Here is a 25,741-nt window from a genome sequence, read left to right on the forward strand (position 1 = left end):
AGTCCTGCTTTTTTATCCGTTGAAAAGCGGTTAGTTTAATCACATAAACAGTTATTCGACGCCCGCAGGGCGAAACGGCCTTTCTGTTTGTATACTGAAACTATATGCAGTTTTTGACGTTTTTTTTGTGAGCATACAGGGGGCAAGGGATGTTGCTTAAAAAGGGAAACTCTCTACGACGTTTGGCGCTGAGTGGCGCTATCGCCTGTAGTCTTGTGTCGTCGTTTTCCGCATCGGCTACCGTTACGGCGTTGCCGGTGGCATCAGCAGGCATGTCCGTTGCGCAGAGCCGTTCTGAGCTGCTGGCCGCGTTGCCGCGCGGCATGGATTTGCACTACCTTTCTACGCTGGCACCGCTGTATGCGGCGAATCACATGCAGCCGATGTGGCAGGATCGCGAAGCCGTTCAGCAGTTTCAGCAGCAGCTGGCCGAACTGGCGATGTCCGGCGTGCAGCCGCAGTTTACCCAATGGGTGAAGATGTTGACCGATCCGGCGCTCAGTGAAGCGGGCCGCGATGCGGTGCTGTCCGATGCGATGCTGGGCTATTTGCAGTTCGTCTCTGCCATCGGTGCCAACGGCAACAACTGGCTGTACAGCAATATTCCCTACAAGCTTGGCTTGCCGCCCACCGCGGTGATCAACCAATGGCAGCTGGCGGTGCGCCAGGCGCGTACCCTGAGCTATGTGAATTCGCTCGCGCCGCAGCATCCGCAATACGCCAAGATGCATCAGGCGCTGCGCGACATGCTGGCGGACAATCGTCCGTGGCCACAGGTGGGCAGCGGCCCGAGCCTGCGCCCAGGCCAAATGAGCAACGATATCCCGGCGCTGCGTGAGATCCTGACGCGTACCGGCATGCTGGCCGCCTCGGCGCCGGAAGCGGAGCCGGAACCGGCGGTGGTTTCGGCGAAGAGCAATGAGCCCGACGACGGCGGGCTGACGGTAGACGAAGAGAAAAGCCGCGTGACGGTCAGCCCATCGGCGGCGCCGGTAACGGAGTTGACTGCGGAGCAGACGCCGCCGCAGATTGGCAGCGTGGTGAGCGACAATCTTTATACCAATGAGCTGGTGGAGGGCGTCAAGCGCTTCCAGAAATGGCAGGGGTTGACGGCGGACGGCGTGATCGGCGTGCGCACCCGTGAGTGGCTCAACGTGTCACCGAAAACCCGCGCCGCGCTGCTGGCGCTGAATATACAACGCCTGCGAATTTTACCGGGGCATGTCGGCACCGGCATTATGGTGAACATTCCCAACTACTCGCTGACCTACTACCAGAACGGCAATGAAGTGCTGTCTTCCCGCGTTATCGTCGGGCGGCCGAGCCGTAAGACGCCGCTGATGAGCAGCGCGTTGAACAACGTGGTGGTCAACCCGCCGTGGAACGTGCCGACCACGCTGGTGCGCGAGGACATTGTGCCGAAGGCGATGCGCGACGGTAATTACTTCCAGAAACACGGCTATACGGTGCTGTCGGGTTGGAGCAACGATGCGGAAGTGATCAACCCGGCGATGATCGACTGGAGCATGGTTTCTGCGCGCAATTTCCCGTATCGCGTCCGTCAGGCGCCGGGTGCCACCAACTCGCTGGGGCGCTTCAAGTTCAATATGCCGAGCTCGGACGCCATCTACCTGCACGATACCCCGAACCACAGCCTGTTCCAGAAAGATATCCGTGCGCTCAGCTCCGGCTGCGTGCGGGTGAACAAGGCTTCCGATTTGGCGAATATGCTGCTGCAGGACGCCGGCTGGAACAACAGCCGCGTGTCTTCCACGCTGAAAGAGGGGAATACAACTTATGTGAATATTCGCCAGCGTATTCCCGTAAAACTGTATTATCTGACCGCCTGGGTTTCGGATGACGGCCAACCGCAATTCCGTACAGATATTTACAATTATGATAATACGGTGCGATCGGGCGCACAAATTTTGGCTCAGGCCAAAAAATTAATGCAGTAAATGCAGTAATTATAAATAAATAACGGTCAGAATGTTTGGCTATACCGCAGGCCCTCGTCGCCGGGGGCCTGTAAACCTAGGCGTATCGCGGGTTGACTCAGCATACGCAGGCGGTTATGGTTCGGACAGTGCGCTGCTTTGTGCATTTATTTTGACATTCTTGCCGGGTTTAACAGAGTCATGGACAAAATTGATCATCACCGCCGTAAATGGCTGGCGCTAGGTGGCGCCGCTATGGGCATAGCGCTGCTTCCAGGGCAGGCGTTTGCCAGTCTTTCCACCGCTCGACCGCGTATTTTAGTGCTGAATAACCTGAATACCGGTGAATCTATTAAAGCCGAGTTCTTTGACGGCAAAGGTTACAATAAAGAAGAGTTGGTGCGGCTAAATCATCTGTTCCGCGATTATCGCGCCAACAAGGTTAAATCGATCGATCCCCGCTTGTTTGATCACCTCTATCGCCTGCAGGGGCTGCTGGGCACCAGCAAGCCGGTGCAGCTGATCTCCGGATACCGTTCCGTAGATACCAACAACGAACTGCGTGCGCATAGCCGCGGCGTGGCCAAGCACAGCTACCACACCAAAGGCCAAGCGATGGATTTCCATATCGAAGGCATCCAATTGAGTAATATCCGTAAAGCGGCGTTAAAAATGCGCGCCGGTGGTGTAGGATATTACCCACGTAGCAACTTCGTACACATCGATACCGGCCCGGTTCGGACCTGGTAATCGCTGTGCCATCAGTGAATAACGCCGCCCCTTGCGGATGCGGCGTTATTGTCGTTGGAGCCTTATGAAATACCATCTTATTCCCGTTACCGCCTTTAGCCAGAATTGCAGCCTGATTTGGTGCGAAAACACGCAGCAGGCGGCGTTGGTCGATCCCGGCGGTGAAGCCGAGAAAATCAAAGCGGAAGTCGCGCGGCAGGGGGTGACGATCACTCAGATTTTGCTGACGCACGGCCATTTGGATCACGTCGGTGCGGCGGCGGAGCTGGCGGACCATTATCAGGTGCCGATCTACGGCCCGGATAAAGAAGACGCGTTTTGGCTGGACGGTTTGCCGGCGCAGAGCCGGATGTTTGGACTGGAAGAGTGCGCGCCGCTGACGCCGACCCGCTGGCTGTTGGAAGGCGATGAGATGCAGTTGGGCGAGATGACGCTCAAGGTGCTGCACTGTCCTGGGCATACGCCGGGCCACATCGTCTTTATCAATGAGCAGGCGCGTTTGGCGCTGGTGGGCGACGTGCTGTTTAACGGCGGCGTGGGGCGCAGCGACTTCCCGCGCGGAGACCATCAGGCGCTGATTGCCTCTATTCGTACCAAACTGCTGCCGTTGGGCGACGACATGCGCTTTATTCCCGGCCATGGCCCGATGTCGACCTTCGGCCACGAGCGCCAGACCAACCCGTTCCTGCGCGAAGAGCCGGCGGTGTGGTAACGATTATTTCCCGGCAGGAAAAATCAAGGGGCGCATAGAGCGCCCCTTTTTTTATGACCTGCGTCGATGCTTTTAGAGCACGGCGACTATGGCTTCACACAGCGGCGCCATGTTGTCCGGCGTCATGCCAGCCACGTTCACCCGGCCTGAGTTCACGGCGTAGACGCCGAACTCTTCGCGCAGACGCAGCACCTGTTCTTTGGTCAGGCCGCTGAACGAGAACATGCCGTTCTGCTGGATGATGAAGCTGAAGTCCTGCTGCGCGCCTTTCTCCTGCAGGGTGTTCACAAACAGCTGACGCATGCGGTGAATACGCTGGCGCATATCGGTCAGTTCCTGCTCCCACATCGCGCGCAGAGCGTCGTTGCCCAGAATGGTAGCGACCACGGCGGCGCCGTGTGACGGCGGGTTGGAGTAGTTGGCGCGAATCGCCGCTTTCACCTGGCTAAAGGCGCGGTCGGCGGTTTCGGCATCGGCAGCCACAATGGTGCAAGCGCCGACGCGCTCATTGTACAGACCGAAGTTTTTCGAGTAGGAACTGGCGACGATCAGCTCTTTATGTTTGGCGGCGAAAATACGCAGGCCCTGCGCATCCTCTTCCAGTCCATTGGCGAAGCCCTGATAAGCGAAGTCGAACAGCGGCAGCCAGCCGTTGGCGACGGAAAGTTCGGCCAGCTGCGCCCACTGCTCCGCCGTTGGATCGATACCGGTCGGGTTATGGCAGCAGCCGTGGAACAGCACCACATCGCCGGCCTGCGCCTGTTTCAGGCTGTTCAGCAGGCCGTCGAAATCCAACGCGTGGTTGGCGGCGTCGTAGTAAGCGTATTCCAGCACTTCCAGGCCCACGGCGCTAAAGACGTTCTTGTGGTTCGGCCAGCTTGGGTTGCTAATCCAGATGCGTTTGGCGCTGGTCTGGTTAGCGATAAAGTCTGCCGCCACGCGCAGGCCGCCGGTGCCGCCTGGCGTCTGTGCGGTGCGCGCGCGACGATCGGCGACGATCGGGCTCTCTTTGCCGAACAACAGCGCTTGCGTGCAGCTGGCGAACGCCGGGATGCCTTCAATACCGAGATAGTTTTTGGTGGTCTCATTTTCCAGCAGATACTGCTCAGCTTTTTTTACGCTGGTCAGCACCGGGGTTTTACCGGTTTCGTCTTTATAAACGCCAATCCCTAAATTGATTTTATTCGGGCGGGCGTCGGCGCGGAAAATGTCGGTCAGGCCCAGGATCGGGTCGGCGGGTGCGGCGGTGATTTTTTCAAACATGTCAGGTGCTTCCAAATCTCGGAGTTAAGCAGACAGAAACATCAGGGTAACGCCAGTTACCGGCTTTGCCAACCGTTTGCGACAAAAACACCGCGATCTTGCGAAGGGGGAGTATTAGGCAGAAAAAATGATGGGGAAGGAGAAATTGGCAGGATAAAAAGTTACCGGCTGACACAAACAAAAACAGGGCCGAGGCCCTGTTTTTTTAACTTAGCCGACGGTAAACCGCCGTTAAGCGAGACAACTTAGAACTGGTACACCAGACCAACAGCTACGATATCGTCAGTAGCGGTGCCGGTTGCTTTGGTGAACGCGTTGTCATCCAGCAGGTTGATTTTGTAATCAACGTAGGTGGACATGTTTTTGTTGAAGTAGTAAGTGGTACCAACAGAAACATATTTAACCAGATCCTGGTCAGAACCCGCGCCTGGGACGTTCAGGTTTTTACCTTTAGACTGCAGGTAAGACACTTCTGGACGCAGACCGAAGTCGAACTGGTACTGAGCAGTCACTTCGAAGTTCTGAGTTTTGCTGGCGAAGCCGCCGCATTTTTCAGAAGCAGCACAGGTGTTAGTGAAGTCACCGCCGCCGAATGGAGTCATGTTACGGGTTTCTGCATACATGGCCGCCAGGTAAACGTTGTTGGCGTCGTATTTCGCGCCCACGGTCCATGCGTCAGCCTTGTCGCCACGCTCGTTGGAACGCAGTTTCTGATCGTCGGTACGGTTGGAAGAAGCGTATGCAGCGCCGAAGCTTACGCCTTCGCCGATGTCATAAGTAGAGGAGATACCCCAGCCGTCGCCGTTCTGTTTCTTAACGTCACGACCGTCGTTCTGGTTCTTGCCCTGGTATTGCAGAGCGAAGTTCAGGCCGTCAACCAGACCGAAGAAGTTGTTGTTACGATAGGTCGCAACGCCGTTGGTACGGCCAGTCATGAAGTTGTCGGTGTAGGTGTAGGTATCGCCACCGAACTCTGGCAGCATATCGGTCCAGCCTTCCACGTCGTACAGTACGCCGTAGTTACGGCCGTAGTCGAAGGAGCCGTAGTCAGCGAATTTCAGACCGGCAAAGCCCAGACGGGTTTTGGTGCCTTCGGTGCCCTGAGACTCGGAGTGGTTGGACTGAACGTTGTATTCCCACTGGCCGTAACCGGTCAGTTGGTCAGTAATCTGGGTTTCACCTTTGAAGCCAAAACGAACATAGGTCTGATCGCCGTCATTACCTTTGTCTTTGGAGAAGTAGTGCAGACCGTCAACTTTGCCGTACAGATCCAGCTTGTTGCCGTCTTTGTTGTAGATTTCAGCTGCGTTTGCTGCACCAGCAGCCAACAGAGCCGGGATAACCACTGCAAGAATGTTGCGCTTCATCATTATTACCCTCATTGGTGTTATTCGGACACCTTTGCCACTGCCGCCAATAATTCTTTGGGAACTATTGTTGATAGATTGGTGTCGTCCTGTGTCTGAACGCAGTGTTCCATTCACAGGCGGGTTAATCTAGGACGAAAATGATACCAATGTCCCAATCAGGTTGCAAAAAGAAAGTATTTGTAACTAAATGTAATTTTTAGGGAACTTTGTGACGTGCGTCAATATTAAAAAATGCGAAAGGCCAGCAATGCTGGCCTTTGTTTTGTAACGAAATCGTTTAAAAAACGTTTGATCGTATAAATTAGAAGCTTGCGTTACGTGGCGTGCGCGGGAATGGAATCACATCGCGCACGTTTTGCACGCCGGTGACATAGGCGATTAAACGTTCAAAGCCCAGGCCGAAACCGGAATGCGGCACGGTGCCGTAGCGGCGCAGATCGCGATACCACCAGTAGTCTTCTTTATTCAGCCCCATCTCTTCCAGACGCTGATCGAGCACGTCGAGGCGTTCTTCACGCTGCGAGCCGCCGATGATTTCGCCGATGCCCGGTGCCAGAACGTCCATGGCCGCGACGGTTTTGCCGTCTTCGTTCATGCGCATATAGAACGCTTTGATGTCTTTCGGGTAGTTTTTCACCACCACCGGCGCCTGGAAGTGTTTCTCAGCCAGGTAACGTTCATGCTCGGAAGAGAGATCGATGCCCCAGGAAACGGGGTTTTCGAAGGTTTGGCCCGAGGCCAGCAGGATCTCGATGGCATCGGTGTAGTCCACCTGCGCGAAATCGGAAGAAACGAAACGCTCCAGACGAGAGATTGCGTCTTTATCCACGCGCTCGGCGAAGAATTTCAGGTCATCGGCACGTTCATCCAGCACCGCCTGGAACACATACTTCAACATACTTTCGGCCAGGCCGGCAACGTCGTCCAGCGTCGCGAAGGCCACTTCTGGCTCGATCATCCAGAATTCCGCCAGGTGGCGGCTGGTGTTGGAGTTTTCGGCGCGGAAGGTTGGGCCGAAGGTGTAAACCTTGGACAGCGCACAGGCGTAGGTTTCGCCGTTCAGCTGGCCGGAAACGGTAAGGAAGGCTTCTTTACCGAAGAAGTCTTCGCTAAAGTCGACGGTGCCCTTGTCGGTGCGCGGCAGGTTTTCCAGATCCAGCGTGGACACGCGGAACATCTCGCCGGCGCCTTCGGTATCGGAAGCGGTGATCAGCGGGGTGGACACCCAGAAATAGCCGTTTTCATGGAAGAAGCGGTGGATCGCCTGCGCCAGGGTATGACGCACGCGCGCCACGGCGCCGATCAGGTTGGTGCGCGGGCGCAGGTGAGCCACTTCGCGCAGGTATTCGATGCTGTGGCGCTTGGCCGCCATCGGGTAAGTGTCCGGATCGTCGACCCAGCCGACCACTTTGATCGCGGTGGCCTGCAGTTCGAAGCTCTGGCCTTCGCCCGGTGAGGCGACGACCTTACCGGTCACTTCAACTGAGCAACCGGTGGTCAGGTGCAGTACTTCATCCTGATAATTCGGCAGAGAATTATTAACGACGGCCTGTAACGGATCAAAGCAGGAACCGTCATAGACGGCCAGGAAGGAGATACCAGCTTTTGAATCTCTCCGGGTACGTACCCAGCCGCGTACGGTGACTTCACTGTCAACCGCAGCACGACCTTGCAGTACGTCGACTACAGGCACTACGCTCATAGATTTCTCTCTTTAATAATTTGGTTTAGAAATAGCTTACAACCCAAGAATATGGGGGTAATGGCTATGTTACTTGCCGCGGTGCAGAGCACAAGCAGAAATCATCGGATTGGCGCAACATTTATCGTGGCTGGCTGAAAAGAGGGCGTTCGGGATAAAAACAAAAAAGCCGGCGCGTGAATCGGGCCGGCTTTCTCTCTATATAAAGAAGGATCAGCTGGCTTTTTTCACCAGCGGCAGATCGAAGGCTTTGCGCAGGGCCCTGACGAACGCCTGATCCTGACAAATGGTTTTGCCGGGGCTGTCGGAGAGCTTGGCCACCGGTTTGCCTTTGCACTCGACCAGTTTGATCACGATATTCAGCGGCTTGACGTCGGGAATATCGCAGGTCAGGCGCGTGCCGATGCCGAATCCGAGGTTGATGCGTTGATAGAAGTGGCGGTAGAGCGCCAGCGCTTTGTCCAGATCCAGGTTGTCCGAGAACACCAGCGTTTTGCTCATCGGATCGATGCCCAGTTTCTCGTAGTGGGCAATGGCCTTTTCACCCCACTCGACGGGATCGCCCGAATCGTGGCGCAGCCCCTGATAACGCTCGGCGAACTGCGGGCCGAAGTCGCGCAGGAAGGCATCCATGGTGATGCAGTCGGTGAGCGCGATGCCAAGCTGGTCCGGGTATTCATCCAGCCAGGCTTGCAATGCGGCGCGCTGGCTGTTGGCCAGCACCGGGCTTATCTGCTGGTGCGCCTGGAACCATTCATGCGCCTGCGTGCCGACCGGCGCCAGGCCGAGCTGGTGAGCCAGATCGTAATTGCTGGTGCCCGACAGGTACGGGAATTCGGCCTGCAAGGTGCTGACGATGGCCTGCTGAACGCCCTGAGAGAAACGGCGACGGGTGCCGAAGTCCATCAGCTTGAAGCGCGAAAGGTCCAGATCGCCCGCCAGCGTCTTGAACTGTGCCAGCTTGGTCTGCAGATGTGCCACCGCCTGTTCCGGCGTCACCTGCGCAGAGCGGCGGCGATGCACCACTTCGCTGATCACCGCCAGCAGCGGCACTTCCCACATGATCACTTCGCGCCACGGCCCGGCGATGCGGATGTGCAGCTTGCCGTCGCGGTTCTCGACGATCACCTGCTGCGGATCGTAGCGGAACGTCCGCAGCCAGTTCAGATAATCCTGACGGAAGAAGGGCAGGCCCGAGAGGTAAGCGAATTCGGCGTCGGTCAGCGCCAGCCGGCTCATCAGCGCCACCTGCGCGCGGATCTCGTCGGCATATTCGCCCAGCAGTTCGTCGCCGCGGCAGCGGAATTCCGCCGCCACGCTGATCGCGGGATAGCGATGGAACACTGCTTGCTGCATATGAAGCTTATAAGCATCGGTATCAAGCAGTGATGTCAAAATCGGGGAAGCGTATTGAGTCATAGCGCGTTACAGCATCCTCGTCAGGCGCGTGTCCAAATCCGGATAATCATAAAAGTGGGGGTGGAGTATACCCGGATTATCCTGTTATTGAAGCTGCATCACACCATAAATCACCAAAGCGGGTCGAGGATTAAACGTGCCTTTATGGCGGCCTGGCGGCGGCGGGGAAGAAAAAAAGCCAGATATGCCTGTAAGGTGAATGACTTAGCCTAATTAGTCATAAAAATTATAATGTTAATTATTTTAAACAGCGAATCAGATAAACCCGACCTGAGTGTGTACGCTGACCCGATCCTTGCCGTTCTTTTTGCAAAAATAGAGCGCTTCGTCCGCCTGTTTGATCGCCGCCTGCAGCGCGGTGAACGCGTTGACCGGCGCAATGCCGCAGCTGGTGGTGAAACGCACTTGCCGTCCGTCGGTCAGATTTAGCGTCAGGCGATGAGTACGGGTGCGCAATTGCTCCATGATGTCCCGCGCGTTGTCCAACGAACAGTTGCCCAGCAGCACCGCGAACTCTTCGCCGCCGTAGCGGCAGAAAATGTCGCTGGCGCGGAACGCGCGTTGCAGCAGGTGGCCGAATGCCACCAGCGCCCGGTCGCCCACGTCGTGGCCATAGCTGTCGTTGAGCTGTTTGAAGTTGTCGATATCGATCAGGCAAAAGGCCTGTGGATAGCTGCTGTCACCCAGCAGCTGACATTCAAGGAAGAATTTACGGCGGTTATAAATATTGGTGAGCGGATCGAGGAAGGAAGAGGCCTCGAGCTCTTTAATCAACAGTTGCTTCTCACTTTCCAGCGAGACCTTGTCCAGCTGGTATTGCCTGAGCTGCTGAATGGCGTCGCTGATGGCGATCAGTTCCCGGCTGTAGAAGGCGTCGTTGCGATCGATATTCATCTCGCCGCGCGACAACCGAACGATATTGTTGTGAGTCTTGGTCAGCCAACGGTTGATGTTGGTGCAGAACACCAGCGCCGGCAAAATGAACAGCAACACCACCAGGCCGGCGAGCGCGATCATGCCGTAAATGGTGGTCTGGCTATCGTAAATTTTGTGACGCGAAGCGACGGTTTCCAGCTCGAAGCTGCGTTGATACAGCGCCTGCGAAAGCCCGCTCAGCTCGTCGACATAGCGCGAAATAAGCGCTGCGGGATAGGGTTTTTGAGTATTGATGGCGGTGTATAACCCATCGGTGATCTGCTTGAGACGTTCGGCCGACACCAGGGTGAGCAACTGATTGACGAGCTCGGTGGTTTGCACGTCGTCGTAGTTGATCTTCATGAAGATCAATCGGGTGCTCAGCGCGTTCAGCACGCCGGTCAACTGAATGGACTTCAGGTAGGCGTCTTTGCGATCGATCGGGTTGACGTTGACGTCGATAATCTGATCGCTTAACTCCGTCAGTGACATATTCAGCCGGTTGTTGAGGCGAATGGCCTCGAGAAACATAAAGGAATCGGTATCCACCATCCGGGTATCGTAGGTGTAGCGGTAATAGCTCTTGCTGGTTTGCGAGATGTAATAGGCGCTGTTGATGTTGAACAGATTGGCATTGGCGTTGTTGACCTGCGAAAGCTGCAGGTTGTCGTTATCCAACAGCTGTTCCATCAGGCCGATCATCGACAGCGCGGCGATTTTTTGCCGCACCCCGAGCTGCCTGGCGACCGGATCGTTCAGATGCTCGCGGATCCGGGTAATTTTCTCACGCGCCACCCGATCGGCGGCCAAACATTGCGCGCGGGTGATTTGCGGATCGATCAGGCTCAATCGTTTGAGGCGGTGAGCCTGCAGCGAAGCCTGGAAGGCCTCGGAGATTTCTTTGGCGCGATCGATCTTATACAGGTTGAGCTGGTTATCGCGGTAGTCGGTATGGGCTTCGAGCAGCTCCTCGACGATGAAAAGCGAGAAGGAGGTCATCAGGCACAGGGTAAAAAAATAGATTGCGTATTTGATTTTCATAGTGCGAGTCATCCCTGGGCCTGATTCGGCAATTATACCACTATGCCGCCTGTGCCGCCTCAACTATGCCGGCGCGCCCGGACGGCGGTTTTTTAGCATTAAATGCTGATTTCTATTTAGCCATTGGTCACCCGCGCTGTCGTCTGGCGGGCGATTTATGATTTGCCTCTGATTTCTCTCTCGTGGTCGCCCGGCGGCTCTGGGCTTTTCGGCCAGCTGTGATACAGTTTATTCACAATCAGGTCTGCCGTGCGCCGCAGGGGAACACACCGGCTGCGGCGCGGAGGAGAAGAGCGGCCTGCACCTATAACTCACTGAGACGTTTAAGGGTTTTTATGACACAACAGCCACAGGCAAAATATCGCCACGATTATCGCGCGCCTGATTACACCACGACCGATATCGATTTGGACTTCAGTCTGGACGCGGAAACCACGCGCGTGACCGCCGTCAGTAAAATCAAACGTCAGGGCACGGCCGGCGCCCCGCTGGTGCTGGATGGCGAAGATCTGACGCTGGTGAGCATTCAGGTCGACGGTCAACCGTGGAGCGCCTATCGTCAGCAGGATAACCAGCTGATCATCGAAGAGTTGCCGGCACAATTCACTCTTACCATCGTCAACGACATTCACCCGGCGAAAAACACCGCCCTGGAAGGGCTGTACCTGTCCGGCGATGCGCTGTGCACGCAATGCGAAGCCGAAGGCTTCCACCACATTACCTATTATCAGGACCGCCCGGATGTGCTGGCGCGCTTTACTACCCGCATCGTGGCCGACAAGGCGCGCTATCCGTTCCTGCTGTCGAACGGCAACCGCATCGGCCAGGGCGAATTGGCCGATGGCCGCCACTGGGTGCAATGGCAGGATCCGTTCCCGAAACCTTGCTACCTGTTCGCGCTGGTGGCGGGGGACTTCGACGTGCTGCGCGACAGCTTCACCACCCGCTCCGGCCGTAAGGTCGCGCTGGAGCTGTTCGTCGATCGCGGCAACCTGGATCGCGCCGACTGGGCGATGACGTCGCTGAAGAACTCGATGAAGTGGGACGAGACCCGCTTCGGCCTGGAATACGATCTCGACATTTATATGATTGTGGCGGTCGATTTCTTCAATATGGGCGCGATGGAGAACAAAGGGTTAAATATCTTTAACTCCAAATATGTGCTGGCGAAGGCGGAAACCGCCACCGACAAGGACTACCTGAACATTGAAGCGGTGATCGGCCACGAATACTTCCACAACTGGACCGGTAACCGCGTGACCTGCCGCGACTGGTTCCAGCTCAGCCTGAAAGAGGGGCTGACGGTGTTCCGCGATCAGGAGTTCAGTTCCGATCTGGGATCGCGCTCGGTCAACCGCATCGATAATGTGCGCGTGATGCGCGGCGCGCAGTTCGCCGAAGACGCCAGCCCGATGGCGCACGCCATCCGCCCGGACAAAGTGATCGAGATGAACAACTTCTACACCCTGACGGTGTATGAAAAGGGTTCCGAAGTGATCCGCATGATGCACACCTTGCTGGGGGAAGCGAATTTCCAGAAAGGGATGCAGCTCTATTTCGAACGCCACGACGGCAGCGCCGCCACCTGCGACGATTTCGTGCAGGCGATGGAGGATGCGTCCAACGTCGATCTGTCGCGCTTCCGCCGTTGGTACAGCCAGTCCGGCACGCCGCTGTTGACGGTGCGCGACGAATACGACGCACAAACCCAGCAGTATCGCCTGCATGTCAACCAGAAAACCGCGCCAACCGCCGATCAGCCGGAGAAGTTGCCGCTGCATATCCCGCTGGATATCGAACTGTACGACAGCGAAGGCAACGTCATTCCACTGCAAAAGGGCGGTCTGCCGGTCAACAACGTGCTGAACGTCACCGAAGCGGAGCAGACCTTCGTGTTCGACGGCGTGGCGCACAAGCCGGTGCCGTCGCTGCTGCGCGAATTCTCCGCGCCGGTGAAGCTGGACTATCCGTACAGCGACCAGCAGTTGACCTTCCTGATGCAGCACGCGCGCAATGAATTTGCGCGCTGGGATGCGGCGCAGAGCCTGCTGGCGACCTATATCAAGCTGAACGTGGCGCGGCACCAGCAGAAGCAGCCGTTGTCGCTGCCGCTGCACGTGGCCGATGCGTTCCGCGCGGTGCTGCTGGACGAAAAACTGGATCCGGCGCTGGCGGCGCAGATCCTGACGCTGCCGTCGGAGAACGAAATCGCCGAGCTGTTCGCCACCATCGATCCGGAAGCGATCGCTGCGGTGCACGAAGCGATAGTACGCTGCCTGGCGCGTGAGTTGGCCGATGAGTGGCTGGCGGTGTATCACGCCAACAAGACCGACGGCTACCGCGTGGAGCACGCCGAGATCGCCAAGCGCGCTTTGCGCAATGTGTGCCTGGGCTACCTGGCGTTCGGCGAAGATGTGGCGCTGGCGGATCAGCTGGTGAGCGAACAGTATCGCCAGGCGGATAACATGACCGATTCGTTGGCGGCGCTGTCCGCCGCGGTCGCGGCCCAGCTGCCGTGCCGCGATGCGCTGCTGGCGGCGTTCGACGAGCGCTGGCATCAGGATGGCCTGGTGATGGATAAATGGTTCGTGCTGCAGGGCAGCAGCCCGGCGGCAGACGTGCTGAGCAAGGTGCGTGCGCTGTTGCAACACCGCTCGTTCAGCCTGAGCAACCCGAATCGCACCCGCTCGTTGATCGGCGGCTTCGCTTCCGGTAACCCGGCGGCGTTCCATGCGGCGGACGGCAGCGGCTATCAGTTCCTGGCGGAGATCCTCAGCGATCTCAACCAGCGTAACCCACAGATCGCCGCGCGCCTGATTGAACCGCTGATTCGCCTGAAGCGTTACGACGCGGGCCGCCAGGCACTGATGCGCAAGGCGCTGGAACAGTTGAAAGGGTTGGAAAACCTGTCCGGCGATCTGTACGAGAAGATCAGCAAGGCGCTCGACGCCTGATTTTTCACGCTGAATAGATCAAGGGACGGCTTTTGCCGTCCCTTTTTTTATCCGTTCAATTCGCCGCCTGGCGCGGGCTGGCCCCGGTAGCCAGCGGCGATAATACCCGTTCCAGCACTTCGGCTTCCAGTTCCGCCAGCCGGGCCGAGCCTTTGCGGCGCGGCCGCGGCAGATCGAGGGAGAGATCCAGCCCGATGCGCCCCTCTTCGATCAGGATCACCCGATCCGCCAGCGCGATGGCTTCGCTGACGTCGTGCGTGACCAACAGCACGGTAAAACCGTGCTGTTGCCACAGCGTTTCTATCAGCCCCTGCATCTCGATGCGCGTCAGGGCATCCAGCGCCCCGAGCGGTTCGTCCAACAGCAGCAGGCGAGGGCGGTGGATCAGCGCGCGCGCCAGGGCGACCCGTTGCTTTTGCCCGCCGGACAGCGCCGCCGGCCAGTCGCGGGCGCGATCCGCCAAGCCGACCGCGTCCAGCGCCTGCAGCGCCGCATCGCGCCACTGGCCGCGCAGCCCCAGCCCCACGTTGTCGATCACCGTTTTCCACGGCAGCAGGCGCGCATCCTGAAACATCAGCCGGGTATCCTCTTTAACGGCGGCAAGCGGCGCGTTGCCGCTGAGCAGCACGCCGTTGCTGGCCTGTTCCAGGCCGGCCAGCAGGCGCAGCAGGGTGCTTTTGCCGCAGCCGCTGCGACCGACTACCGCCACGAACTGCCCGGCGGAGATGTGCAGCTGAATATTGTCCAGCACCGTGCGGTTGCCGTAACCTTTGCCGATGGACTCCAGCGTCACCGGCGTGCCTTGCGCAAGGCGAGCGGGAAGGGTCATAGTGCTTCTCCCTGTTTCAGTTGATAGGCCGGATGCCAGCGCAACCAGACGCGCTCCAGCAGCTGCGCGCCCACGTCCGCCAGCTTGCCGAGCAGGGCGTACAGCACGATGGCCACCACTACCACATCGGTTTGCAGAAATTCACGCGCGTTCATCGCCAGATAGCCGATGCCCGAATTGGCCGAGATGGTTTCGGCGACGATCAGCGTCAGCCACATGAAGCCGAGAGCGAAACGCACGCCGACCATAATCGACGGCAGCGCGCCCGGCAGCACCACCTGTGTAAACAGGTGGAAACCGCTCAGGCCGTAGCTGCGGGCCATCTCCAACAGGCCGCGATCGATGTTTTTGATGCCGTGGTAGGTATTGAGATAAATCGGGAACAGCGTACCGAGCGCCACCAGAAAGATCTTGGCGGATTCATCGATGCCGAACCACAGGATCACCAACGGGATCAGCGCCAGGTGCGGCACGTTGCGGATCATTTGCACCGAGCTGTCCAGCAGGCGTTCGCCCCAGCGCGACAGCCCGGTAATAAAGCCGAGGGTAAGCCCGATGCTGCCGCCGATGGCAAAGCCGATCAACGCGCGCTGGCTGCTGATGCTCAGATGCTGCCACAGTTCGCCGCTTTGGCTCAGGCTCCAGAAGGCGGCCAGCACTGCGCTCGGCGCCGGTAAAATGCGGTTGGACAGCCAGCCGGTTTCGACAGCGATCTGCCAGAGGATCACCAGCGCCAGCGGCAGCGCCCAGGGGGCCAGCCGATACAGGATGCGTTGCGCGTTCTTTGCCATCGGGGCGCTCCTCAGCTCTGCGACACTTTTTGCGGAACATAGATGTTGGCCACCACTTCGCCCTGCGGGCGCACCGGCTGAAGGCGCACGGGCGTTTCCTCCTGCTCCAGATCGAGGTGCGGGAACAGCAGTTCGCCGACGCGGTAGGCCTCTTCCAGATGCGGATAGCCGGAGAGAATAAAGGTGTCGATGCCCAGATCGGCATATTCCTGCATGCGCGCCGCGACCGTCGGGCCGTCGCCCACCAGCGCGGTGCCGGCGCCGCCGCGCACCAGGCCGATGCCGGCCCACAGGTTCGGGCTGATCTCCAGGTTATCCTTTTTGCCGCCGTGCAGCGCCGCCATGCGCCGTTGGCCGACGGAGTCGAAACGCGCAAAGGCCTGCTGCGCGTTAGCGATGGTTTCCTCATCGAGGTGCGCGATCAGCCGGTCGGCGGCGCGCCAAGCCTCTTCGGTGGTTTCCCGCACGATGACATGCAGGCGGATACCGAAGCGTACCTGGCGGCCTTTCGCCGCTGCTTTGGCGCGCACCTCTTCGATCTTCTCTTTAACCTGCGCCGGCGGCTCTCCCCAGGTGAGATACAGTTCTACCTGTTCGGCGGCCAGATCCTGCGCGGCGGCGGAGGATCCGCCGAAATAGAGCGGCGGGCGCGGCTGCTGCACCGGCGGGAACAGCAGTTTGGCGCCTTTCACCTGAATATGCTTGCCGTCGAAATCGACGGTTTCGCCTTCCAGCACCCGGCGCCAGATATGGGTGAACTCGGTTGAGGCTTCGTAGCGCTCTTCATGGTTCAGGTGCAGCCCCTCGGCCGCCAGCTCTTCCGGATCGCCGCCGGTGACCAGATTGAACAGCGCACGCCCATTGGACAGGCGATCCAGCGTCGCCGCCTGGCGCGCCGCCAGCGTAGGGGAGATGATGCCCGGCCGCAGCGCGACCAAAAACTTCAGCCGCTGGGTGACCGGGATCAGCGAGGCGGCCACCAGCCAGGAGTCTTCGCACGAGCGGCCGGTGGGGATCAGTACCCCACCGAATCCCAGCCGATCCGCCGCCTGGGCGATCTGCTGCAAATAACCGTGATCGACGCTGCGCGCGCCCTGTGCGCTGCCAAGATAGTGGCCGTCGCCGTGGGTGGGTAAAAACCAGAAAACGTTCAGGCTCATCGTTAATCTTCTCCCATGAGTTATTGTGCGCTTGGGCGCCAGATGCGTTGCGAGATGTCAACCTTCACCGGCACCAGCCGGTTGGCGTAAAACAGGTCGGCGGTTTGCTGCTGCGCGGCGATCGTCCGCGCATCGAGCGGTGTGATGGCGGTCGGCGGGCGGTGATCCAGATAGCTGGCGATCACCGGTTCCGGCAGCCCCATGGCGTTAGCCAGCAGGGTCACGCTTTGCGCCCGGTCGCTGCGGGTGAGCGCATCGGCCTGGGTCAGCACCGTCAAGACCTGGCTGATAAAGGCGCCGTTGGCTTCGACATAGGGGCGCGCCGCCAGATAGAAGGAACCGGTCTGGTTCAGATCGGTGCCGTCGCCGAGCACTCGCACGCCGCCCTGTAGCAACGCGGCGGAATAATAAGGATCCCAGATGGCCCAGGCGTCGACGTTGCCCTGTTGGAAGGCGGCGCGCGCATCGGCGGGCGTCAGATAGGCGGGCTGGATATCGGTGAACTGCAGGCCGGCCTTTTGCAGCGATCGCAGCAGCAGATTGTGCGAACTGGATCCTTTCTGGAAGGCGACCTTATGGCCTTTCAGATCGGCGACGTTTTTTATCGGGCTGTTTTCCGGCACCAGGATCACTTCCGCCTTGGGTTTGGGCGGCTCAACGCCGACATACAGCAGGTCAGCGCCGGCCGCCTGCGCGAAGATCGGCGGAATATCTCCGGTGCTGCCCAGATCTATGCTGCCGACGTTCAAGGCCTCCAGCATCTGCGGGCCGGCGGGAAACTCGATCCAGCTGATGCGGGTGGCGGGGAAACGTTCCTCCAGCAGCCGGTGGCTCTTCGCCAGCACCAGGCTGACCGATCCTTTTTGGTAGCCGATGCGGAACTGCGCCGGATCCTGCGCAGCGGCGGCATTGGCCCAGACCAGCGACAGCAGGCCAGTGAGGGTAGCGGCGCTCAGCCAGCGCCGTAAAGCGATGCGTTTTTTCATTCAGGCTCTCCTTTTCCAGGCCTTTCAGGCGGTCTGACGCGCCGCCAGCGGCGAGGCGACGCGCAGCGCGGGCGGTTTGCGGCGGCCAAGCGCCAGATAAAAACTGGCCAACGCCTCTTCCAGCCGGGTAGCGACGGCGTCGGTGAGCGTGGCGCCTTCACCGGTCAGTTGGACCTGGCTGTCGTCGGCGAATACGCCGTGCAGCACTTCCTGCGCTTTCAGCGCTGCCAGCACCGGTTTGAGCGCATAGTCCACCGCCAGCATGTGGCCGATCGAACCGCCGGTTGCCAGCGGCAGCACTACCTTATGATCCAGAGCGCGTTCCGGCAGCAGATCCAGCAAGGTCTTCAGCGCGCCGGAAAACGACGCTTTATAAACCGGCGTGGAAATCAGCAGGCCGTCGGCCTGCGCCAGCTGGTCGGCAAACGCCTTGATCGCCGGGCTGTTGAAGTTGGCATACAGCAGGTCTTCGGCATCGAAGTTGTGCAGGGTATAAGCCGTCACTTCCACCCCTTGCTGCCGCAGCCAGTTCTGGCTCAGCGCGAGCAGTGCGGCGGAACGTGATGGGATGCGTGGGCTGCCGGCCAGTGATATAACGCGCATTGCCACTCCTTATAACTAAAAGTTAGGTTTAATTAGAAAATCAACAGGAAGTGTTTTAAACCTACCAGCAATCGGGCGCGTTTTTTAAATCTCATTTTTTGATTTCGATATGCGCAAAAGCGGATTGGCGCCGATTTGGCGGCGAAGCGGGAAAACGGTTGCGTAAAAACCGCTTTTTTTGCCTTTAATCAATTCCAATTGGGCGGGGGATACCGGATAATACGCCCCCGGTTTGCAACCGGGAAATCAGGAGAGTCCATGTACTACCCCCTCATCAGGAAAGCGTTGTTCCAGCTCGATCCGGAACGTGCGCACGAAGTGACCTTTCGTCAGCTCAGCCGTATTACTGGCACCCCATTAGCGTTTCTTGTCCGTCAGTCCGTGCCGACCAAACCGGTCAGCTGCATGGGGCTGTCGTTTAAAAACCCGCTGGGATTGGCCGCCGGTCTGGATAAAAATGGCGAGTGCATCGATGCGTTCGGCGCGATGGGCTTCGGCCATGTGGAAGTCGGCACCGTGACGCCGCGCCCGCAATCGGGCAACGACAAGCCGCGCTTGTTCCGCGTGGTTGAGGCGGAAGGCCTGATCAACCGCATGGGGTTCAATAACCATGGCGTGGACAATCTGGTTGAAAACGTTAAGAAATCCCATTTCGGCGGCATTCTTGGGATCAATATCGGCAAGAATAAAGACACCCCGGTCGAACAGGGCAAAGACGATTATTTGATCTGCATGGATAAAGTTTATCCGTATGCCGGTTATATCGCGATTAACATCTCGTCACCGAATACGCCGGGGTTACGATCCTTACAGTATGGCGAAGCGCTGGACGATCTTTTGGCGGCGATTAAAAATAAGCAGCAGGAATTACATGCGCGCCATCACAAATATGTGCCGGTGGCGGTAAAGATCGCGCCGGATCTTTCAGAAGAAGAATTGATCCAAATTGCCGATAGCCTGGTGCGGCATAATATCGATGGCGTGATCGCCACCAATACCACGTTGGATCGAAAATTGATCCAGGGGCTGAATTACTGCGAACAAGCGGGCGGGTTAAGTGGGCGTCCGTTGCAATCACGCAGCACCGAAGTGATCCGTCGTCTCTCCACCGAACTGCAAGGGCGCCTGCCGATTATCGGCGTGGGCGGCATCGATTCGCTGACGGCGGCGCGCGAAAAAATGGAGGCCGGCGCGAGCCTGCTGCAAATTTATTCCGGATTTATCTATCACGGCCCGCGTTTGATTAAAGATATCGTTACCCATATCTAATATTTTTCCTCTCATTTTATTCCGGGGGTTTATTTCTGCCCCCGGCTCGTCTATATTTTGTTCGTTAGCATAAATATCGTTCGCGGAATTATCCGATGTTTAAGCTATTTTATCGGTGATAAAATCGCCTTTTAGGGTGAGTGCGGCGTTGGCATAGGCAGCGAGAAGGATACGAAATGAAGATAAAACCTGACGATAATTGGCGTTGGTATTTTGATGCCGAACACGATCGGCTAATGCTGGATTTAGCTAATGGTATGATCTTTCGTTCACGTTTCCCGGCCAAAATGTTAACGCCGGACGCCTTCGATGAATGCGCTTTTTGCGTGGACGACGCCGCCCTTTATTTCACCTATGAAGAACAGTGCAAACAGGTCAAACTCAGCCATGAGCAGCGCGCCGAGCTGGTGTTGAATGCGCTGGTCGCCTACCGCTTCCTGAAACCACTGATGCCGAAGAGCTGGCATTTCTCGCAGCAGCATTACCCGTTGCAGCCGAAAAATGGCGAGCTGGCGGCGGTGAAAGTGATGGAAAGCGGCGCGGAAGCGCGCCTGCTGGTGGTAGAGGCCGGGGATAACGCCAGCCTGTGCCTGCTGGCGCAAAATCAGCTGACGGTCGCCGGCCGCACCATGGTATTGGGCGATGCCATCAAGGTGATGCACGATCGGTTGAAACCCTGTGCGCAGGATGAAAGCGCCGCCCCGGCTTACGACAGGGCGGTATAAGGCGGATTACGCCAGGGTCAAATCACTTTTCGGGATGCAGCTGCAGCACAGGATGGTGCCGTTGTCGCCCAGCGCGCTTTTCTTCAGGGGCGCGACTTCACCGCTCAGCAACGTAATGCGGCAGCTGCCGCAAATCCCGGCACGGCAGGAGTAAGGTATGCGGATGCCTTGCTGTTCCAGCTGCTCGAGCAAGATCTGCTGGTTATTGCCGGTAAACACCTTTCCTTCGTATTCGATAGTGACGCTGTGCTCGCTGTCTTGCGGCGCTTGCACGCTCTCCACCACTTTCCCGGCGCCATAAGGGCGCGGCGGCTTGGTCGACAGAACTTCCACCGTATCGCCCACGCGAATGATGCCGCTGTTACGCGCGATCATATTCTGGCCAAAATCGATGTCGCCGTTGTCGGCGGAACGGAATTTTTGCAGCGTGCTCAGCGGTTCGCCGCTCGGGTGCTTGCGGCCGCGCTCGGTGCTGACGGTGGTGAGCACGCAGCGGCTGCAAGGTTTCACCAGATCGAACATGACGTCGCCGACGCGGATCACCTGCCAGCCGTCCTCGGCCCAGGCGGTTGCGCCGCTCACCACCAGATTGGGGCGGAACTGCTCCAGCTTGATGCTGCCGGGGCAGCGCTGCTGCAGATCGTTGAACGAAGCTTGGTTAATCAGCAGATAAGGATAGCCGTCGGCAAACGTCAGCGGGATTTCGGGGTGCTTTTTCACTCGGCGGGTCAACTCCGGCCCCAGCCAGCGCAGCTGCACGTCACGCTGGAAATAGCCGCTCAGCCAGCGGTTGATCTCATCCGGCGCGATCAGCGCGGTGAAATGGTTGCCCCATACCTCGGTCGGCTGCGGCGCGGCGGCGAAGTCGCTGAAGCGAATGGCGGCGTTTTCGCCGTCCGGCGCGGTCAGGAATAGCCCGTCCGGCAGCAGCGCCGGCGTGAACAGCACCATCTGCGGGTATTGGCGCGCGGTAATAAAGGTGCCATCCGGCTCGGTGATCATAAAGTTGCGGTCGAAGGCCAGACCGCTGCTGCCGACCTGGGCGTAAGAAAGCTGCAGACCGCGCAGTGATTTAACCGGATGGACGTAGAGTCTGGAAAGCGTGATCACCCTTATCTCCGTGCGATTATTAAATAGAAGGGAGCAACTTTATGACAAGCGGTGCGGATTAGCTATAATGCGCAACAATTTTCTTTTTGGTGATAAGCACGATATGAACTCTCTGTTTGCCAGCACGGCGCGTGGATTGGAAGAACTGTTAAAAAGCGAGCTGGAAGCGCTTGGCGCTCACGACTGCAAAGTGGTGCAGGGTGGGGTACATTTTCAGGGTGACGATCGTCTTCTGTACCAAAGCCTGCTGTGGAGCCGCCTGGCTTCGCGCATTCTGTTGCCGCTGAACGAATTCCGCGTGCACAGCGATCTGGATCTGTACCTCGGGGTGCAGGCGATCGACTGGCCGAGCATTTTTGGCGTGGATAAAACCTTTGCCGTGCATTTCAGCGGCGTGAACGAAGAGATCCGCAATAGCCAGTACGGCGCGCTGAAGGTGAAAGACGCCATCGTCGACAGCTTTACCCGCAAACTTGACCAACGCCCGACGGTCGCCAAGCAGCAGCCGGATATTCGCGTTAACGTCTTCCTGCAGCGCGATATGGCCAGCGTGGCGCTCGATCTGAGCGGTGAAGGCCTGCATCAGCGCGGTTACCGCGATCTCACCGGCCAGGCGCCGCTGAAGGAAAACCTGGCGGCCGCCATCGTGCTGCGTTCCGGCTGGCAGCCGGGCACGCCGATGCTCGATCCGATGTGCGGCTCCGGCACGCTCTTGATCGAAGCGGCAATGATCGCCGCCGATCGCGCGCCGGGCCTGCACCGCCAACACTGGGGCTTCAGCGCCTGGAACGGCCACAACGCCGAACTGTGGCGTGAAGTCACCACCGAAGCGCAGGTGCGCGCACGCCGCGGCCTGCAGGAAACCGCCTCTCGCTTCTTCGGCTCCGATATCGATCGTCGGGTGATTGAAATGGCGCGCGGCAACGCCCGCCGCGCCGGCGTCGCCGAGCTGATCACCTTCAACGTCGGCGACGTGGCGCGGTTGACCAATCCGCTGCCGGAAGGCCCGCATGGCACCGTGATCAGCAACCCGCCGTACGGTGAGCGTCTGGAAAGCGAACCGGCGTTGATCGCGCTGCACAACATGCTGGGCCGCGTGATGAAAAGCGCCTTCGGCGGCTGGCAGCTTTCGCTGTTCAGCGCCTCGCCGGAGCTGTTGAGCTGCCTGCAGCTGCGCGCCGAGCGCCAGTTCAAGGCGAAAAACGGCCCGCTGGAGTGCGTGCAGAAAAACTATCAGCTGGCGGCGAACCCGGCCGGTGCCACTACCGGCGGCGTGCAGGTGGCGGAAGATTTCGCCAACCGTCTGCGCAAGAACTTGAAGAAGCTCGACAAGTGGGCGAAACAGCAGGGCATTGAATGCTACCGCCTGTACGATGCCGATCTGCCAGAATACAACGTCGCGGTGGACCGCTACGGCAGCAAGGTGGTGGTGCAGGAGTATGCGCCGCCGAAAACCGTCGATGCGCAAAAAGCGCGTCAGCGCCTGTTCGATGTGATCAACGCGACGCTGGCGGTGCTGGAATTGCCGTCGAATCAGCTGATCCTGAAAACCCGCGAGCGGCAGAAGGGTAAGAACCAGTACGAGAAACTGGCGCAGAAAGGCGAATTCCTGCTGGTGGAAGAGTATAACGCCAAGCTGTGGGTCAACCTGACCGACTATCTCGATACCGGCCTGTTCCTCGATCACCGTATCGCGCGCCGCATGCTGGGCGAGATGAGCAACGGCAAGGACTTCCTCAACCTGTTCGCCTATACCGGCACCGCCAGCGTGCACGCCGGGCTGGGCGGCGCGCGCAGCACCACCACGGTGGACATGTCGCGTACCTATCTGGAATGGGCGGAGAAGAACCTGCGCGCCAACGGCCTGACCGGCCGTCAGCATCGGTTGATCCAGGCCGACTGCCTGTCGTGGCTGAGCAACGCCAACGAACAGTTCGACGTGATCTTCATCGATCCGCCGACGTTCTCCAACTCCAAGCGGATGGAGAACACTTTTGACGTGCAGCGCGATCATCTGGCGCTGATGAAAGATTTGAAACGGTTGCTGCGCCGTAACGGAACCATCATGTTCTCGAACAACAAGCGCGGTTTCCAAATGGATATGGCAGGGCTGAGCGCGCTGGGCCTGGAGGCGAAAGAGATCACCGCCAAGACGCTGTCGCAGGACTTTGCCCGTAACCGTCAGATCCACAACTGCTGGCTGGTGACTCACGCCGGCGAAGGAAAATAATTACTATGTCGTTAATCAGCATGTCCGGCGCCTGGCTTTCTTTCAGCGATGCGCCGCTTTTAGACAACACCGAAATTCATATCGAAGACAACGAGCGCGTGTGTCTGGTCGGGCGCAACGGCGCCGGTAAGTCCACGCTGCTGAAGATCCTCGGCAAAGAGATCCCGCTGGACGACGGCCGGGTGATCTACGAACAGGATCTGATCGTGGCGCGCCTGCAACAGGATCCGCCGCGCAATATCGGCGGCAGCGTGTTCGACTTCGTGGCCGAAGGCGTCGCGGAGCAGGCGGAACACCTGAAGGCGTACCACGCGATCTCCCACCTGGTGGAAAGCGATCCGAGCGAGAAAAACCTGGCGCGCATGGCGCAAATCATGGAGATCCTCGACCACCAGGGGCTCTGGCAGCTCGACAGCCGCATCAGCGAAGTGCTGCTGCAGCTGGGGCTGAACGGCGACGCCGAGCTTTCCTCGCTGTCCGGCGGCTGGCTGCGTAAAGCGGCGCTGGGCCGCGCGCTGGTGAGCTCGCCGCGCGTGCTGCTGCTCGACGAACCGACCAACCACCTGGATATCGAAACCATCGACTGGCTGGAAGGCTTCCTGAAAGAGTTTGACGGCAGCATCGTCTTCATCTCGCACGACCGTTCGTTTATCCGCAACATGGCGACGCGCATCGTCGATCTGGATCGTGGCAAGCTGGTTTCCTGGCCGGGCAACTACGATCTGTATCTGCAGAGCAAAGAAGAAGCGCTGCGGGTGGAAGAGCTGCAAAACGCCGAGTTCGATCGCAAGCTGGCGCAGGAAGAGGTCTGGATCCGTCAGGGCATCAAAGCGCGCCGTACCCGTAACGAGGGGCGCGTGCGCGCGCTGAAGGCGCTGCGCGTCGAGCGTTCAGAGCGCCGTGAAGTGATGGGCACCGCCAAGATGCAGGTGGAAGAGGCGACCCGCTCCGGCAAAATCGTATTCGAGCTGGAAGACGTCAACTATCAGGTCGGCGAAAAAGTGCTGGTGCGCGGTTTCTCCGCTCAGGTACAGCGCGGTGACAAGATTGCGCTGGTGGGGCCGAACGGCTGTGGCAAAACTACGCTGCTGAAACTGATGCTCGGTCAGCTGAAAGCCGACAGCGGCCGCGTGCACTGCGGCACCAAGCTGGAAGTGGCTTACTTCGACCAGCACCGCGCGGATCTCGATCCGGAGCGCACGGTGATGGACAACCTGGCGGAAGGCAAGCAGGAAGTGATGGTCAACGGCCGTCCTCGTCACGTCTTGGGCTACCTGCAGGACTTCCTGTTCCACCCGAAACGTGCGATGACGCCGGTGAAGGCACTTTCGGGCGGTGAGCGTAACCGCCTGCTGTTGGCTAAGCTGTTTCTGAAACCGAGCAATCTGCTGATCCTCGATGAACCAACCAACGATCTCGACGTCGAAACGCTGGAGCTGCTGGAAGAGCTGATCGACGGCTATCAGGGCACCGTGCTGCTGGTCAGCCACGATCGCCAGTTCGTCGACAACTCGGTGACCGAGTGCTGGATCTTTGAAGGCAACGGCGTGATCAACGCCTTCGTCGGCGGCTATTACGATGCGCATCATCAGCGCGCCACGGCGAAACCGATTCGTCAGGCGGCGCCGAGCGCGAGCAAACCGGCGGCGGAGAAAAAGGCCGAACAGCCGAAGAAAGCGGCGGCCAAGCTGAGTTACAACCTGCTGCGCGAACTGGAACAGCTGCCGCAGCGGCTCGAACAGCTGGAGGCGGAAATCGAAGCGCTGCAGGCGCAGATGAGCGATGCCGACTTCTTCACGCGGCCGCACAGCGAAACGCAAGAAGTGCTGACGGCGCTGGCTAACGCAGAGCAGGCGCTCGAGCAGGCCTTCGCCCGTTGGGAAGAGCTGGAAGCGATGAAAAACGGCTGACCGTTGCGATACCGCCCGCGCGCTGCTGCGGGCGGTATCGACGTGCCGGTGAGCAACGTTATTGA

19 protein-coding genes are annotated in these 25,741 nt (G+C 58.7%); 8 read left to right on the plus strand and 11 right to left on the minus strand.

The genetic code is table 11. From position 1 onward, the window contains the following. Positions 1–149 precede the first annotated feature (149 nt). The 3 genes from ldtD (at position 150) to QOL81_RS11300 (ending at position 3,399) form a co-directional block, all read left to right on the plus strand. Positions 150–1,958, plus strand: a complete 1,809-nt coding sequence (gene ldtD / locus QOL81_RS11290; protein WP_071605332.1) for a L,D-transpeptidase — start codon at positions 150–152, stop codon at positions 1,956–1,958. A 180-nt stretch (positions 1,959–2,138) separates the two neighbouring features. Continuing rightward, a complete protein-coding gene (mepK, locus tag QOL81_RS11295; RefSeq protein ID WP_025302289.1) occupies positions 2,139–2,687 on the plus strand; it encodes a peptidoglycan L,D-endopeptidase MepK in 549 nt (182 codons plus the stop codon). A 64-nt stretch (positions 2,688–2,751) separates the two neighbouring features. Beyond that, positions 2,752–3,399: an MBL fold metallo-hydrolase gene (locus tag QOL81_RS11300; RefSeq protein WP_197757518.1), complete on the plus strand. Its 648-nt coding sequence runs from the start codon at positions 2,752–2,754 to the stop codon at positions 3,397–3,399. A 72-nt stretch (positions 3,400–3,471) separates the two neighbouring features. Here QOL81_RS11300 and QOL81_RS11305 read toward each other — a convergent pair whose 3' ends face one another. The 5 genes from QOL81_RS11305 to QOL81_RS11325 all read right to left on the minus strand — a co-directional run bounded on the left by QOL81_RS11305 (position 3,472) and on the right by QOL81_RS11325 (position 11,109). Continuing rightward, on the minus strand, positions 3,472–4,662 hold the full coding sequence (locus tag QOL81_RS11305; protein ID WP_060440276.1) for an amino acid aminotransferase: 1,191 nt from the start codon (positions 4,660–4,662) through the stop codon (positions 3,472–3,474). Positions 4,663–4,907: 245 nt separating this feature from the next. After that, positions 4,908–6,032, minus strand: coding sequence for a porin OmpC (ompC, locus tag QOL81_RS11310; RefSeq protein WP_060421783.1), 1,125 nt, complete (start codon positions 6,030–6,032; stop codon positions 4,908–4,910). 301 nt (positions 6,033–6,333) lie between these two features. Then, on the minus strand, positions 6,334–7,734 hold the full coding sequence (gene asnS, locus QOL81_RS11315; protein ID WP_038874233.1) for an asparagine--tRNA ligase: 1,401 nt from the start codon (positions 7,732–7,734) through the stop codon (positions 6,334–6,336). 213 nt (positions 7,735–7,947) lie between these two features. After that, a complete protein-coding gene (gene pncB / locus QOL81_RS11320) occupies positions 7,948–9,153 on the minus strand; it encodes a nicotinate phosphoribosyltransferase (protein WP_060421786.1) in 1,206 nt (401 codons plus the stop codon). 255 nt (positions 9,154–9,408) lie between these two features. After that, the gene (locus QOL81_RS11325) at positions 9,409–11,109 is read right to left on the minus strand and encodes a GGDEF domain-containing protein (RefSeq protein WP_070913946.1); all 1,701 of its coding nucleotides are present in this window, start codon (positions 11,107–11,109) and stop codon (positions 9,409–9,411) included. Between the two features lie 335 nt (positions 11,110–11,444). On the opposite strand from QOL81_RS11325, the gene pepN reads away from it, so the two are divergent. Next, the gene (pepN, locus tag QOL81_RS11330) at positions 11,445–14,063 is read left to right on the plus strand and encodes an aminopeptidase N (RefSeq protein WP_060421793.1); all 2,619 of its coding nucleotides are present in this window, start codon (positions 11,445–11,447) and stop codon (positions 14,061–14,063) included. A 55-nt stretch (positions 14,064–14,118) separates the two neighbouring features. Here pepN and ssuB read toward each other — a convergent pair whose 3' ends face one another. The 5 genes from ssuB to ssuE are packed head-to-tail and all read right to left on the minus strand — an operon-like array spanning position 14,119 to position 18,432. Next, complete coding sequence (ssuB, locus tag QOL81_RS11335) at positions 14,119–14,892, minus strand: aliphatic sulfonates ABC transporter ATP-binding protein (protein WP_060421797.1); 774 nt, start codon at positions 14,890–14,892, stop codon at positions 14,119–14,121. Continuing rightward, positions 14,889–15,683 carry an aliphatic sulfonate ABC transporter permease SsuC gene (ssuC, locus tag QOL81_RS11340; protein ID WP_060421801.1) on the minus strand — a complete coding sequence of 265 codons (795 nt, stop codon included), beginning with the start codon at positions 15,681–15,683 and terminating at the stop codon, positions 14,889–14,891. The genes ssuB and ssuC overlap by 4 nt, the downstream gene beginning before the upstream one ends. An 11-nt stretch (positions 15,684–15,694) precedes the next feature. Then, the gene (gene ssuD, locus QOL81_RS11345; RefSeq protein WP_283439825.1) at positions 15,695–16,843 is read right to left on the minus strand and encodes an FMNH2-dependent alkanesulfonate monooxygenase; all 1,149 of its coding nucleotides are present in this window, start codon (positions 16,841–16,843) and stop codon (positions 15,695–15,697) included. A 20-nt stretch (positions 16,844–16,863) separates the two neighbouring features. Then, on the minus strand, positions 16,864–17,829 hold the full coding sequence (locus QOL81_RS11350) for a sulfonate ABC transporter substrate-binding protein (protein ID WP_060421805.1): 966 nt from the start codon (positions 17,827–17,829) through the stop codon (positions 16,864–16,866). 24 nt (positions 17,830–17,853) lie between these two features. Next, positions 17,854–18,432, minus strand: coding sequence for an NADPH-dependent FMN reductase (ssuE, locus tag QOL81_RS11355; protein ID WP_060421808.1), 579 nt, complete (start codon positions 18,430–18,432; stop codon positions 17,854–17,856). A gap of 258 nt (positions 18,433–18,690) precedes the next feature. Between ssuE and pyrD the strand changes: the two genes are divergently transcribed. Beyond that, on the plus strand, positions 18,691–19,701 hold the full coding sequence (gene pyrD, locus QOL81_RS11360; protein WP_060421813.1) for a quinone-dependent dihydroorotate dehydrogenase: 1,011 nt from the start codon (positions 18,691–18,693) through the stop codon (positions 19,699–19,701). A gap of 176 nt (positions 19,702–19,877) precedes the next feature. Beyond that, positions 19,878–20,426, plus strand: a complete 549-nt coding sequence (locus QOL81_RS11365; RefSeq protein ID WP_004928171.1) for a cell division protein ZapC — start codon at positions 19,878–19,880, stop codon at positions 20,424–20,426. A 6-nt stretch (positions 20,427–20,432) separates the two neighbouring features. Here the strand turns inward: QOL81_RS11365 and QOL81_RS11370 are convergent, their stop codons facing one another. Next, positions 20,433–21,536: a YcbX family protein gene (locus QOL81_RS11370; protein ID WP_060421817.1), complete on the minus strand. Its 1,104-nt coding sequence runs from the start codon at positions 21,534–21,536 to the stop codon at positions 20,433–20,435. Positions 21,537–21,639: 103 nt separating this feature from the next. Between QOL81_RS11370 and rlmKL the strand changes: the two genes are divergently transcribed. Both rlmKL and QOL81_RS11380 read left to right on the plus strand, forming a co-directional pair. Then, positions 21,640–23,766 carry a bifunctional 23S rRNA (guanine(2069)-N(7))-methyltransferase RlmK/23S rRNA (guanine(2445)-N(2))-methyltransferase RlmL gene (rlmKL, locus tag QOL81_RS11375; protein WP_087762369.1) on the plus strand — a complete coding sequence of 709 codons (2,127 nt, stop codon included), beginning with the start codon at positions 21,640–21,642 and terminating at the stop codon, positions 23,764–23,766. A gap of 5 nt (positions 23,767–23,771) precedes the next feature. Beyond that, a complete protein-coding gene (locus QOL81_RS11380; RefSeq protein WP_046686785.1) occupies positions 23,772–25,676 on the plus strand; it encodes an ABC transporter ATP-binding protein in 1,905 nt (634 codons plus the stop codon). Positions 25,677–25,741: the final 65 nt, after the last annotated feature.

It is taken from the genome of Serratia sp. CC22-02 (assembly GCF_900182895.1).
GTDB lineage: Bacteria > Pseudomonadota > Gammaproteobacteria > Enterobacterales > Enterobacteriaceae > Serratia > Serratia nevei.